Below are 14337 nucleotides of genomic sequence, written 5' to 3' on the forward strand. Positions count from 1 at the left end.
TCTAGGTCGGCGTTGTTTCGCGCAGCCAGCGCCACAGCGTGGTGCGTGATACGCCCAGCTGCGCGCAGGCCTGCTCGCGGTTGCCGCCGCAGTCGGCCAGCAGCTGCTGCAGTGCGGCCGAACCCGGTCGCACCGCCGAGGCAGCGGTGAGTGCTGCCGGGGCGGCGGCGCCTGGCGCCACCAGCGGGCGCTGCACTGCATGCAGCTCCGGCAACCACAGCAGCATCTGCGGAAGTGAAAGCTCACCCGGCTGCTGCTGCCAGTGGATGCGCAGGCGATCGACCATGTTGCGCAGCTCGCGCACATTGCCGGGCCAGGGGTACTCACGCAGCCGCGCCAACGCCTCGGAAGACAGCGGTGCATCCATAGCGGCCAGCTGACGGAAGAAGTGGCTCACCAGCAAGGGGACATCCTCGCGCCGTTCGTGCAGCGTCGGCAGCGCGATGCGCAGTGCGGCCAGGCGGTAGTACAGATCGCGGCGGAAGCGCTGCGCGTCCACCAGCGATTCCAATGTCTGCAGCGTGGCCGCGACCACGCGCACATCCACGGGCGTCGGCTCGGTGGCGCCGACGCGCAGCACTTCGCGCTCTTCCAGTACCCGCAGCAGCCGCGTCTGCAGCGGCAGCGGCAGCTCACCGATCTCATCGAGGAACAGCGTGCCGCCCTCGGCGGCTTCCACGAGACCGACACGCCCGCCACGCCGCGCGCCGGTGAACGCGCCCTCGGTGTAACCGAACAGCTCGGCTTCCAGCAGCGACTCGCTGATCGCCCCACAGTTGAGCGCGACGAAGCGGCCTCGGCGGCCACTGGCAGTGTGCAGCTGCCGCGCCACCAGTTCCTTGCCGGTGCCGGTGGCGCCGCTGATCAGCACGGTGCTGTCGTAGGGCGCATACAGCGCGATGTGCTCGCGTACCTGCTGCATCGGCGCGCTGTCGCCGAGCAGGGCATGGTCCGCATCCCGACGCTTGGCCGGTGCCCGCCGCCGCAGTGACGGCGCACCGGAGCGGGCCAGGGTCTGGGTCAGCTCCAGCGCGTGTTCGAACGCATGGCGCACCGAGTCAGCCGAGTACAGCAGCACACCGGGCAGGCCCACCTGCTCGGCATAGTCGATCGCCATGCCGGTGCCGACGATCACCTCGATACCGTTGGCACGCAGGTCGGCGATGCAATCGCGTGCGTCCTCACGGGTGACGAAGCGGCGATGCTCGATGTCCAGTCCGAAGCTGTGCTGGAAGCTGCCGAAGGTCGGCACATCGGTGGCATGGGTGACCAGGCCGATCCGCGGGGCGATCCGGCGCGCGCGCGCCAGCGCTTCCATCAGGTCGAAGCCGTTGGCCTGGATCGGCACCAGCGGCACCTCCAGCCGGCTGCGCAGGTAGGCCGCATTCGAGCCGCCGGCGATCACGACGTCGCAGTGCTCACGGCGCAGTCGCTGGCCAATCACATCCACGGCCTCTTCGAAACCGAGGTTGATCGGCACGATGCGCGCGCGGCGGTCGAATTCTGGAATCACATCGCCGAGCAGCCCGGTCAGGCGCGACACGCTGACCGTCCAGATCACCGGCAGCTGGCCGGCATCCGGATCGGCGAGGCGGGAACGGTGGCGGGGCAGGCTGATCGACATGGGCATGTTTCGGTGTTTCAGTTCCAGCCATGTTACAGATGTTTCAATGTTTCAAGGTGAAACGTTCCGGTCATCGCGCTGCCTCAATGAAATCAGACACTTGCGAGCTGGCACGGCCCTTGCGCCTATCAACCCGTCAACCACGATGGAATGCCGCATGAGCACCCCTGTTTCCTCCGCTGGCGCCCGTTTCCGCGCCGCACTGGCCGCCGAATCGCCGTTGCAGGTGATCGGCGCGATCAATGCCAACCACGCGCTGCTGGCCAAGCGCGCCGGCTATCGGGCGATCTACCTGTCCGGAGGCGGCGTCGCGGCCGGCTCGCTGGGCCTGCCGGACCTGGGCATCAACACCCTGGAAGACGTGCTGATCGATGTGCGCCGCATCACTGACGTGTGCGACCTGCCGCTGATGGTGGACATCGACACCGGGTTCGGCCCGAGCGCGTTCAATATCGCGCGCACCGTCAAATCACTGATCAAGGCCGGCGCGGCCGCCTGCCACATCGAAGACCAGGTCGGCGCCAAGCGCTGCGGTCACCGCCCGGGCAAGGAGATCGTGTCGCAGGGTGAGATGGTGGACCGGGTCAAGGCCGCCGCCGATGCCAAGACCGATCCGGACTTCTTCCTGATCGCGCGCACCGATGCCATCCAGGTCGATGGCGTGGATGCAGCGATCGAACGGGCCATCGCCTGCGTCGAGGCCGGTGCCGACGGCATCTTCGCCGAGGCCGCCTACGATCTGGAGACCTACCGCCGCTTTGTCGATGCGGTGAAGGTACCGGTGCTGGCCAACATCACCGAGTTCGGCGCCACGCCGCTGTTCAGTCGCGATGAGCTGGCCTCGGCCGGCGTCGCGATCCAGCTGTTCCCGCTGTCCGCGTTCCGCGCTGCCAACAAGGCGGCCGAGAACGTGTATGAGACCATCCGCCGCGAGGGCCACCAGCGTAATGTGGTGGAGGCGATGCAGACGCGCGAAGAGCTGTACGACCGTATCGGTTACCACGCCTTCGAGCAGCAGCTCGATGCGTTGTTCGCCGCCAAGAAGTAAGACCGCACACTGTTTTCTGGAGGGATCATGAGCGACACCACTACCGCCCCCGGCTTCAAGCCGAAGAAATCCGTCGCCCTGTCGGGCACCGCCGCCGGCAACACCGCGCTGTGCACCGTCGGCCGCAGCGGCAACGACCTGCATTACCGTGGGTATGACATCGCCGATCTGGCCAACACCAGCGAGTTCGAGGAAATCGCGCATCTGCTGGTCCACGGCAAGCTGCCGACCCGCGCCGAGCTCGTGGCCTACAAGACCAAGCTGAAGTCGCTGCGTGGCATTCCGGCCGCGGTCAAGGCCGCGCTGGAAGAACTGCCGCCGTCGGCGCACCCGATGGACGTGATGCGCACCGGCGTGTCCGTGCTGGGCTGCGTGTCGCCGGAGAAGGACGACCACAACCATCCGGGCGCGCGCGACATCGCCGACAAGCTGATGGCCTGCCTGGGTTCGATGCTGCTGTACTGGTATCACTGGAGCCACAACGGCCGTGCGATCGACGTGGAAACCGACGACGACTCCATCGGTGGCCACTTCCTGCACCTGCTGCACGGTGAGAAGCCGCAGGATTCGTGGGTCAAGGCGATGCACACCTCGCTGATCCTGTACGCCGAGCACGAGTTCAATGCCTCGACCTTCGCCTGCCGCGTCATCGCCGGCACCGGCAGCGACATGTACAGCGCGATCACCGGCGGTATCGGTGCCCTGCGCGGTCCCAAGCATGGCGGCGCCAATGAAGTGGCCTTCGAAGTCCAGAAGCGCTACGACAGCCCGGATGATGCCGAGGCCGATATCAAGGCCCGCGTGGAGCGCAAGGAAGTCGTCATCGGTTTCGGCCACCCGGTGTACACCGTCAGCGATCCGCGCAACAACATCATCAAGGAGGTCGCGCGCGACCTGTCCGCCGAGCAGCAGAACGTCAAGATGTACGACATCGCCGAGCGTCTGGAATCGGTGATGTGGGACATCAAGAAGATGTTCCCGAACCTGGATTGGTTCAGCGCGGTCAGCTACCACATGATGGGCGTGCCGACGGCCATGTTCACCCCGTTGTTCGTGATCGCCCGCACCTCCGGCTGGAGCGCGCACATCATCGAGCAGCGCATCGACGGCAAGATCATCCGCCCGAGTGCGAACTACACCGGCCCGGAAGACCAGGCCTTCGTGCCGATCGACCAGCGCAAGTAAGACAGACGTACCGCACCCGTTCGCGGGTGCATTGCGGAGCAGGCCGGCGCGATGCCGGTCTGCTCCGTTGCGGCGTCGCTACTCCTTCTTCGCCGGTGTCACGACGCCCCGGCCCGCCAACAAGCAGCTATCGCCAGCCATGAATACTCAGTACCGCAAGAATCTCTCCGGCACCGCGCTGGACTATTTCGATACCCGTGCCGCCGTCGATGCCATCCAGCCCGGTGCCTATGCCACGCTGCCGTACACCTCGCGCGTGCTGGCCGAAAACCTGGTGCGCCGCTGCGACCCGGCCACGCTGGAGCCCTCGCTGCGCCAGCTGATCGAGCGTCGCCAAGATCTGGATTTCCCGTGGTTCCCGGCCCGCGTGGTGTGCCATGACATTCTCGGCCAGACCGCCCTGGTCGACCTGGCCGGCCTGCGCGACGCCATCGCCGATGCCGGCGGCGACCCGGCGCAGATCAATCCGGTGGTGCCGACCCAGCTGATCGTGGATCACTCGCTGGCGGTGGAATTCCCCGGCTTCGACAAGGCTGCGTTCGAGAAGAACCGCGCCGTCGAGGACCGCCGCAATGAAGACCGGTTCCACTTCATCAACTGGACCAAGAAGGCGTTCAAGAACGTCGACGTGATTCCGCCGGGCAACGGGATCATGCATCAGATCAATCTGGAGAAGATGTCGCCGGTCGTGCAGGTGCGCGATGGCGTGGCCTTCCCGGATACCTGCGTGGGCACCGACAGCCACACCCCGCACGTGGACGCGCTGGGCGTGATCGCGATCGGCGTGGGCGGCCTGGAAGCGGAGAGCGTGATGCTCGGCCGTGCCTCCTGGATGCGCCTGCCCGACATCATCGGCGTGGAGCTGACCGGCTGCCCGCAGCCGGGCATCACCTGCACCGACGTGGTGCTGGCGCTGACCGAGTTCCTGCGCAAGGAGCGTGTGGTCGGCGCGTGGATCGAGTTCTACGGCGAGGGCGCCAACGCGCTGACCATCGGTGACCGCGCCACCATCTCCAACATGACGCCGGAGTTCGGCGCCACCGCGGCGATGTTCTACATCGACCAGCAGACCCTGGACTACCTGCGCCTGACCGGCCGCGAAGATGCCCAGGTCGCGCTGGTGGAGACCTACGCCAAGGCCACCGGCCTGTGGGCTGACGATCTGGTCACCGCGCAGTACGAGCGCGTGCTGCAGTTCGACCTCTCCACCGTGGTGCGCAACATGGCCGGCCCGTCCAATCCGCACAAGCGCGTGGCGACCACCGACCTGGCTGCGCGCGGCATCGCCGATGAAGGCAAGCTGGCCTCGGGCAGGCAGGAACAGGCCGATGGCCTGATGCCCGATGGCGCGGTGATCATCGCCGCGATCACCAGCTGCACCAACACCAGCAACCCGCGCAACGTGATTTCCGCGGCCTTGCTGGCCCGCAACGCCAACCGCGCCGGCCTGACCCGCAAGCCGTGGGTGAAGAGCTCGCTGGCGCCTGGCTCCAAGGCCGTGCAGCTGTATCTGGAAGAAGCCGGCCTGCTGACCGAGCTGGAGCAGATGGGCTTTGGCATCGTCGCCTTTGCCTGCACCACCTGCAACGGCATGAGCGGTGCGCTGGACCCGAAGATCCAGCAGGAAGTGATCGACCGCGACCTGTATGCCACCGCCGTGCTCTCGGGCAACCGCAATTTCGACGGCCGCATCCACCCGTACGCCAAGCAGGCCTTCCTGGCCTCGCCGCCGCTGGTGGTCGCGTACGCGATCGCCGGCACGGTGCGCTTCGATATCGAGAAGGATGCGCTCGGCCACGATGCCGATGGCAACCCGATCACCTTGAAGGACCTGTGGCCGAGCGATGCCGAGATCGATGCGGTGGTCAAGGCAAGCGTCAAGCCGGAGCAGTTCCGCAAGGTCTACGACCCGATGTTCACCTTCAAGGTGGAACACGGTGCCCCGATCAGCCCGCTGTACGACTGGCGCCCGCAGAGCACCTACATCCGCCGCCCGCCGTATTGGGAAGGCGCGTTGGCCGGTGCCCGCAGCCTGACCGGCATGCGTCCGTTGGCCGTGCTCGGCGACAACATCACCACCGATCACCTGTCGCCGTCCAACGCGATCATGGCCAGCAGCGCGGCCGGCGAGTATCTGGCGAAGATGGGCCTGCCCGAGGAAGACTTCAATTCCTACGCGACCCACCGCGGCGATCACCTCACCGCGCAGCGCGCGACGTTCGCCAACCCGAAGCTGATCAACGAAATGGCCGTGGTCGATGGCCAGGTCACGCAGGGCTCGCTGGCGCGCGTGGAGCCGGAAGGTCAGGTGACCCGGATGTGGGAAGCGATCGAAACTTACATGGGCCGCAAGCAGCCGCTGATCATCATCGCTGGTGCCGATTACGGCCAGGGCAGCTCGCGTGACTGGGCCGCCAAGGGCGTGCGCCTGGCCGGCGTGGAAGCGATCGCGGCCGAAGGCTTCGAACGCATTCACCGCACCAACCTGATCGGCATGGGCGTGCTGCCGCTGGAGTTCAAGGAAGGCGTCAACCGCAAGACCCTGGGCATCGATGGCACCGAAACCTTCGATGTGCTCGGCGACCGCGTGCCGCGCGCCGAGCTGACCCTGGTCATCCACCGCCGCAACGGTGAACAGCTGCGGGTGCCGGTCACCTGCCGGCTGGATACCGCCGAAGAGGTCTCGATCTATGAGGCCGGCGGCGTGCTGCAGCGGTTTGCCCAGGACTTCCTGGAATCGGCGCAGGTCGCCTGATCCCACCCGCCTCACGACGGCCCGGCAACGGGCCGTCTTTCCATCAGGACTTCGATATGGCGTTTCTCCCCCAGCTCAGCATCCCCGCCACCTACCTGCGCGGCGGCACCAGCAAGGGCGTGTTCTTCAAGCTGACCGATCTGCCCGCCGCTGCGCAGCTGCCTGGCCCGGCGCGCGATGCGCTGCTGATGCGCGTGATCGGTTCGCCCGATCCGTACGCCAAGCACACCGATGGCATGGGCGGGGCGACCTCCAGCACCAGCAAGTGCGTGATCATTTCCGCGCCGTCGGTACCGGACCACGACGTGGACTATCTATACGGCCAGGTCGCGATCGAGACCGCGTTCGTTGACTGGAGCGGCAACTGCGGCAACCTCAGCACCGCGGTCGGACCGTTCGCGATCAGCAACGGACTGATTGATCCGGCACGGATTCCGCACAACGGCCTCTGCACCGTACGCATCTGGCAGGCCAACATCGGCAAGACCATCCTGGCGCACGTGCCGATCGTGGAGGGCCAGGTGCAGGAAGACGGCGATTTCGAACTGGATGGCGTGACCTTCCCGGCCGCGGAAATCCAGCTGGAGTTCCTGGACCCTTCCGATGAGGGCGAGGGTGGGGCGATGTTCCCGACCGGCAATCTGGTCGACACGCTCGACGTGCCGGGCGTGGGCAGCTTCCAGGTCACGATGATCACCGCCGGCATTCCGACCATCTTCCTCAACGCCGCGGATCTGGGTTACACCGGTACCGAGCTGCAGCCGGCGATCAATGAGGACAAGGCGGCGCTGGCGCGCTTCGAGGCGATCCGTGCGCACGGCGCGGTGCGCATGGGGCTGATCGAAACCATCGAACAGGCCGCGAGCCGTCAGCACACGCCGAAGGTCGCCTTCGTCGCCCCGGCGCAGGATTACGTGTCCTCCAGCGGCAAGCAGATCGCGGCCGGGGATATCGATCTGCACGCGCGCGCGCTGTCCATGGGCAAGCTGCACCACGCGATGATGGGCACCGCTGCAGTGGCCATCGGCACTGCCGCCGCGATCCCGGGCACGCTGGTGAACTTGGCGGCCGGTGGTGGTGAGCGTGAATCGGTGAACTTCGGTCATCCCTCCGGCACGCTGCGCGTGGGCGCGCAGGCGGCGCTCGTTGACGGTCAGTGGACGGTGACCAAGGCAATCATGAGCCGCAGCGCCCGCGTATTGATGGATGGTGCGGTACGGGTGCCTGCCACCACGTTGTAACGCCCAACAGGAGAATCGCGATGTCCGGTCATGACAGCCACAGCAACCAGCGCCCCGCGTGGGACACGGTCCTGACCGACATCGTCGATTACGTCCGCGATTACCAGGTCAGCTCGCCGCTGGCGTACACCACCGCGCGGCACTGCCTGATCGATACGCTGGGCTGCGGGTTGGCGGCGCTTTCGTTCCCGGCCTGCAGCAAGCTGCTCGGGCCGCTGGTGCCGGGCATGCGGGTGATCAACGGTGCGCGCGTGCCGGGTACCCGCTTCGAGTTGGACCCGGTGCAGGGCGCGTTCAACATCGGCGCGATGATCCGCTGGCTGGATTTCAACGACACCTGGCTGGCGGCGGAGTGGGGGCACCCGTCCGACAACCTGGGCGGCATCCTCGCCACCGCCGATTGGCTCAGCCGCAATGCCGAGGCACTGCGCCGGGCGCCACTGACCATGCGCGATGTGCTGGAGGCGATGGTCAAGGCGCATGAAATCCAGGGCTGCCTGGCGCTGGAGAATGCGTTCAACCGGGTCGGGCTGGATCATGTGGTACTGGTCAAGGTCGCCTCCACCGCGGTCGTGTCGCACATGCTCGGGTTGGATCGCGAGCGCATGCTCAATGCCTTGTCGCTGGCCTGGGTGGATGGACAGTCGCTGCGCACCTACCGCCACGCGCCCAACACCGGCTCGCGCAAGAGCTGGGCAGCGGGTGACGCCACCAGCCGTGCGGTGCGCCTGTCGCTGATGGCTGCGGCCGGCGAGATGGGTTACCCCAGCGCGCTGACCGCGCCGACCTGGGGCTTCTACGATGTCTCCTTCGGCGGGCAGCCGTTCCGCTTCCAGCGGCCTTACGGCAGCTACGTGATGGAGAACGTGCTGTTCAAGATCAGCTATCCGGCCGAGTTCCATGGCCAGACCGCGGTCGAAGCGGCGATGCAGGTGCATGCGCAGATGCGCGCCAGCGGCAAACGTAGCGAAGATATCGCGCAGATCACCCTGCGCACCCAGCAGGCCTGCCTGCGCATCATCGATAAACCCGGCCCGCTGCATAACCCGGCCGACCGCGACCACTGCGTGCAGTACATGGTGGCGATCGGGCTGGTCTTCGGCCGGCTGGTCGCCGAGGACTACGAGGATGACGTGGCGGCCGATCCGCGCATCGATCCGCTGCGGGCGAAGATCACCTGCGTGGAAGACCCGCAGTTCACGGCCGACTACCTGGACCCGGACAAGCGCAGCATTGCCAATGCGCTGCACGTGACCTTCGCCGATGGCAGCACGATGGAGGCCGTGGTGGAGTATCCGCTGGGCCACGCCCGCCGCCGCGCCGAGGGCATTCCGCTGCTGGAGGACAAGTTCCGCCGGCACCTGGCCGGGGTGTTCCCGACCGTGCAGCAGCGTCGGATCCTGGACGTCTCGTTGGACCCGGTGGCCCTGGAGGCGATGCCGGTGCATGAGTACGTGGACCTCTACGTCGCCAGGTAGAGCCGACCGTTGGTCGGCTACCGTCTTGCCCCGGACGGGCGGGGACCGCCCGTATACTGGCCGCCTTGTTCGAGGAGTGACGTCATGGCTAGCCGCAGTCGGTTCGGGCAGTGGAGCTGGAAGGGAATCGCGGGCCTGGCGCTGGTCGCCGGCCTGGCCATCGGCGTCGGGGGTTGCAAGCGCAACGACAGCGGGCAGCTGCCGGCACCATCCGGCGCGCCGATCACGGCCAAGGCCGAGGCGGTCACCGAGTTCACCCTGGTCCGGGCCTACCCCGATCAGAAGAGCGACGGCCTGTCGCTGGCGCTGGAGTTCTCGCGCCCACTGGTCGGCACCCAGGATTTCGACGCGCTGGTCCGCTTCGCCGAGAAGGTCGGCACCGAGGACAGCAGCTGGTCGCTGTCCGATGACGGCAAGACCCTGCGCTATCCGTTCGTGGAGGCGGCCAAGGAATACTCGCTGATCGTCTCGCCCGACCTGCTCGCCGCCGATGGCAGCCGGATCGGCAAGGAGCTGCGCCAGAAGGTCTTCACCGGCGAACTCAAGCCGGTGGCCGGGTTCGCCTCGCAGGGCAGCGTGCTGCCGGCCAAGGACAGCCGCGGTCTGCCGGTGGTCTCGGTCAACGTGCCGGAAGTGGACGTGGAATTCCTGCGCGTGCGCGAGAAGGAACTGCCGAGCTTCTTCAGCCAGTACCAGCGCGGCGGCCGCCGCGGCAGCTGGGAGCTGGACAGCGACTACGGCGACAAGACGCCCATGTCGCAGCTGGCCGAGCCGGTCTACGTGAACCGCTTCGTGATCGGTGGCAAGCAGAACGAGCGCGTGCTCACCTACCTGCCGACCCAGGACATCAAGGAGCTGCAGCAGCCCGGCCTGTATTTCGCGGTGATGAAGCGCAGTGGCTCGTTCGAAGGGGAATACGACACCGCCTTCTTCACCGTCAGCGACATCGGCCTGCATACGCGTGCCTACAAGGACAAGCTGTTCGTGCACACCGCCTCGCTGCAGAGCGGGGCGTCGTTGAAGAAGATCGAGCTGCGTATCCTCGATGGCAAGGGCGAGGTGGTGCTCAAGGGCGCGACCGACGGCAATGGCAATGCGCTGCTCAACTACACGCTCGATGCCAGCCATGTGCTGATCGCCAGCAGTGGCGGCGATACCTCGATGCTGCCGTTCAATCAGCCCGCGCTGGACCTGAGCGAGTTCGCCGTGGCCGGGCGTGACAATGCCTGGTTCGACGTGTTCACCTGGTCGGGCCGCGACCTGTACCGTCCCGGCGAGACCGTGCGCATCTCGGCCCTGCTGCGCGACAACGACGGCAAGCCGGTCAAGCCTCAGCCCGTCTTCCTGCGCCTGAAACAGCCGGACGGAAAGACCTTCCGCGAGACCCGCCTGACCCCCGGCGAGCAGGGCTACTTCAGCTTCGAGCAGCTGATTCCGGCCGAGGCGCCGACCGGGCGCTGGCAGGTGGAGTTCCGCACCAACCCGGCCAGCAAGGAAGCGATCCAGGGCATGACCCTGCGCATCGAGGAGTTCCTGCCCGAGCGCATGAAGCTGGACCTGGACAGCGCGCAGAAGACGCTCAAACCGGGTGAGCCGCTCAAGCTGCAGGCCGATGCGGCGTATCTGTACGGGGCCCCGGCCGACGGCAACCGCTTCACCGCACGGTTGGCCGTGGCGGCCGAGCAGTCGCCGGTCGAGTCGCTGCCGGGCTACTTCTTCGGCGACCCGACCACCGCGCTGCCGCGCGAGGCGCGCGACGTCATCGATACCGAATTCCCGGCCGACGGCAAGCTGCGCCAGGACGTGGAGCTGCCGGCCGAGGTCAAGCCGACCGCACCGATCGCCGTGGTGCTGTCCGGCAGCGTGTATGAAACCGGTGGCCGGACCGTGACCCGCACCCTGAAGCGGGTGATGTGGCCGGCAACGGCGCTGGTCGGTGTACGCCCGCTGTTCGATCCCAAGGACGGCGCCGATGCCAACAGCAATGCGCGCTTCGAACTGATGCGCGTGGACGCGGCGGGCAAACCGCAGCCGTCCAAGGGCCTGAAGGTCACGCTGGTGCGCGAACTGCGCGATTACCACTGGACCTTCAACGATAACCGCTGGGATTACGACTTCACCCGCCGCTTCGAGAACAAGGACACCCGCACCGTCGACGCAGGCAGTGCCGCCGTGGGTGTGGACTTCCCGGTGGAGTGGGGCGAGTACCGGCTGGACGTGTTCGACCCGGCCACCGGGCTGACCAGTCGCTATCCCTTCAACGCCGGCTGGAGCTGGAACGACGACAACCGCGGCCTGGATGCACGCCCGGACAAGATCAAGCTGGCGTTGGACAAGACCGGCTACAAGGCTGGCGATACCGTGCGCGTCACCGTGACCCCGCCGCATGCCGGCAAGGGCGTGCTGATGGTCGAGAGCGACAAGATGCTCTACGTCCAGGATATCGACGCCAAGCCTGGCAGCACCTACGACATTCCGGTCACGGCCGAGTGGGAACGTCACGACGTCTACATCACCGCGCTGGTGTTCCGTGGCGGCAGTGCGCCGAGCAAGATCACCCCGGCCCGTGCGGTCGGCGTGGTGCATGTGCCGATGGACCGCAAGGCGCGGCAGATCGCCGTTGGCCTGGTGGCCCCCAAGCAGATGCGCCCGGAGCAGACGCTGCCGGTCACCGTGAGCGCCCCGCAGCTGGCGGGCAAGGTCGCGCATGTGACCGTCTCGGCGGTGGATGTGGGCATCCTCAACATCACCCGCTTCCCGGTGCCCGATGCCGCTGGCCACTTCTTCGCGCAGCGTCGCCTCGCCGTGGATGCGTATGACATCTACAGCCGCGTGATCGAGAGCTTCGACGGCAGCAGCGGCAAGCTGAAGTTCGGTGGCGACATGGCACTGGCGGCGATGCCGCAGGCCAAGCGCCCGACCGCGCGCGTGCAGACGGTCGATCTGTTCTCCGGCCCGGTGAAGCTCGATGCCAAGGGCATTGCGCGGATCGCGTTGAAAGTGCCGGATTTCAACGGCACCCTGCGCGTCTCGGCGCTGGTGTATGCCGATGACCAGTACGGCAAGCGCGATGTGGAAACCGTGGTGCGCGCGCCGATCCTGGCCGAAGCCAGCATGCCGCGCGTGATGGCGCCCGGGGATACCAGCACCGTGACCCTGGACGTGCAGAACTTCACCGGCACGCCGGGCGAGTTCAAGGTGCAGGTGGATGGTATCGGGCCGTTGACGCTGGGCGAGTCCAGCCGCACGCTCAAGCTCAACGCGGACGCCAAGAGCACGCTGAGCTTCCCGCTGACCGCGCGCGAGGGCTACACCGTGGCCAAGGTGCGCGTGCGCGTGGACGGCAACGGCTTCAAGGTTGATCGCCGCTATGACCTTCCGGTGCGCGCGGCGTGGCCGCAGGTGCTGCGCGCACAGACCCGCACACTGGATCCGCTGGCCGTCGTCACGATGGAGGCCGGGCTGGCCGATGGCCTGATGAACGACTCGGTGACCGCACGCCTGCTGGTCAGCGCGCTGCCGCCGATACCGTTCGCCAGTGCCTTGAACGGCGCGCTCAACTATCCGTATGGCTGCGCCGAGCAGACCACCAGCAAGGGCTATGCCGCGTTGATGCTGGATGAGGCGACCTCGGCCATGCTGGGCGCGGACGGGCTGGACGCCAAGACCCGCCGCGAGCGCATGGAGGGTGCCTTCGGCCGCCTGGCCTCGATGCAGGTCGCCAACGGCAACTTCTCGATGTGGGGCGACGACGGCTACATCAATCCGTGGCTGACGCCGTACATCGCCGAGTTCCTGCTCGACGCCAAGGACGCTGGCTTCGCGGTGCCGGACAACGTGCTGCAGAAGGCGCTGAACCGCTTGAGCGAAGACCTGCTGTCCGGCGGCAACCAGTTCTACGGCGAGGACCGCCGCGAGAACCTGAAGTTCGCCAACCAGGCGTATTCGGGCTACGTGCTGGCCCGGGTCAACCGCGCGCCGCTGGGTACCCTGCGTGCGCTGTACGACAACGAACGCAGCAAGTCGCTGACCGGCCTGTCGCTGGTGCACCTGGGCATCGCGCTGTCCCTGCAGGGCGATCACAAGCGCGGCGATGCGGCCATTGCCGCCGGCTTCGCCAAGAGCGCGGCTGACCGTCCGGCCTACTTCGGCGATTACGGCAGCGCGCTGCGCGATGACGCGTTGATGATCGCGCTGCTGCACGAGCGCAAGCTGTCCAAGCCGGCCTACGATGCCCGTGCGGTCGATCTCGGTCGCGCGCTGGATGCCCGCCGCAACAGTGGCTGGATGTGGCTGAGCACCCAGGAGCAGGTGGCGCTGGCCCGCATGGGCAAGGCGTTGTCGGCCAACCAGAAGAAACTGGTTTCCGGCGTACTGGTGGTGGGTGGCGAGAGCGAGAGCATCTCGGCGCGGCGCATGTTCGGCCGCAGCTTCGACTACGCCGCGCTGGCCAAGGGCGTGCGCTTCACCCCGCAGGGGGAGCCGCCGATGTTCGCCAGCCTGGAAGTGGCCGGCATTCCGCGCAATCCGCCGGAGCCGGACAGCCGCACGCTCGGCGTGGAGCGCAGCTGGTACACCACCGATGGCAAGCCGTGGACGCCGCGTCCGCTGAAGGAAGGCGAGGCCCTGATCGTGCGGGTCAGCGTCACCCCGAACGTGGACATGCCAGATGCACTGTTGACCGACCTGCTCCCGGCCGGGCTGGAGATCGAGAACTTCAACCTGGGCGATGCCAAGCAGTGGGCCGATGTGGTGGTTGACGGGTTGAGCGTCAATGATCGTGGCGATGCGGCCAACATCAAGCACGAGGAGTTCCGCGACGACCGTTACGTGGCCGCGTTGAAGCTCTCGCGTGGCAGCACTGCCAAGGTGTTCTATCTGGTGCGCGCGGTCACGCCGGGCACGTATCGCGTGCCGCCGCCGCTGGTGGAGGACATGTACCGTCCCGACCTGCGCGGGGTGGGGCGCAGCCTGCCGGCATCGCTGACCGTGGTGCAGCCCTGATC

General features: G+C 67.0%; 7 protein-coding genes. 6 read left to right on the forward strand and 1 reads right to left on the reverse strand.

What is annotated here, in order from left to right:
- Position 1: 1 nt before the first annotated feature.
- Positions 2-1624, reverse strand: coding sequence for a propionate catabolism operon regulatory protein PrpR (gene prpR, locus ABE464_RS09490; RefSeq protein WP_346471744.1), 1623 nt, complete (start codon positions 1622-1624; stop codon positions 2-4).
- Between the two features lie 157 nt (positions 1625-1781).
- Between prpR and prpB the strand changes: the two genes are divergently transcribed.
- From prpB to ABE464_RS09520, 6 genes are all read left to right on the forward strand, one after another.
- Positions 1782-2672 carry a methylisocitrate lyase gene (gene prpB, locus ABE464_RS09495; RefSeq protein ID WP_123730476.1) on the forward strand — a complete coding sequence of 297 codons (891 nt, stop codon included), beginning with the start codon at positions 1782-1784 and terminating at the stop codon, positions 2670-2672.
- A gap of 27 nt (positions 2673-2699) precedes the next feature.
- Positions 2700-3857, forward strand: a complete 1158-nt coding sequence (gene prpC / locus ABE464_RS09500) for a 2-methylcitrate synthase (protein ID WP_123730477.1) — start codon at positions 2700-2702, stop codon at positions 3855-3857.
- Between the two features lie 139 nt (positions 3858-3996).
- Positions 3997-6612 (forward strand): Fe/S-dependent 2-methylisocitrate dehydratase AcnD, encoded by a 2616-nt coding sequence (gene acnD, locus ABE464_RS09505; RefSeq protein WP_346471745.1) that lies wholly within the window; start codon positions 3997-3999, stop codon positions 6610-6612.
- A gap of 56 nt (positions 6613-6668) precedes the next feature.
- Positions 6669-7853 (forward strand): 2-methylaconitate cis-trans isomerase PrpF, encoded by a 1185-nt coding sequence (prpF, locus tag ABE464_RS09510; protein WP_346471746.1) that lies wholly within the window; start codon positions 6669-6671, stop codon positions 7851-7853.
- A gap of 20 nt (positions 7854-7873) precedes the next feature.
- Positions 7874-9331 carry a bifunctional 2-methylcitrate dehydratase/aconitate hydratase gene (locus ABE464_RS09515; RefSeq protein WP_346471747.1) on the forward strand — a complete coding sequence of 486 codons (1458 nt, stop codon included), beginning with the start codon at positions 7874-7876 and terminating at the stop codon, positions 9329-9331.
- A gap of 84 nt (positions 9332-9415) precedes the next feature.
- Positions 9416-14335, forward strand: a complete 4920-nt coding sequence (locus ABE464_RS09520) for an alpha-2-macroglobulin (protein WP_346471748.1) — start codon at positions 9416-9418, stop codon at positions 14333-14335.
- Positions 14336-14337: the final 2 nt, after the last annotated feature.

Source organism: Stenotrophomonas sp. TWI587, from assembly GCF_039674145.1.
Classification (GTDB): domain Bacteria; phylum Pseudomonadota; class Gammaproteobacteria; order Xanthomonadales; family Xanthomonadaceae; genus Stenotrophomonas; species Stenotrophomonas maltophilia_AY.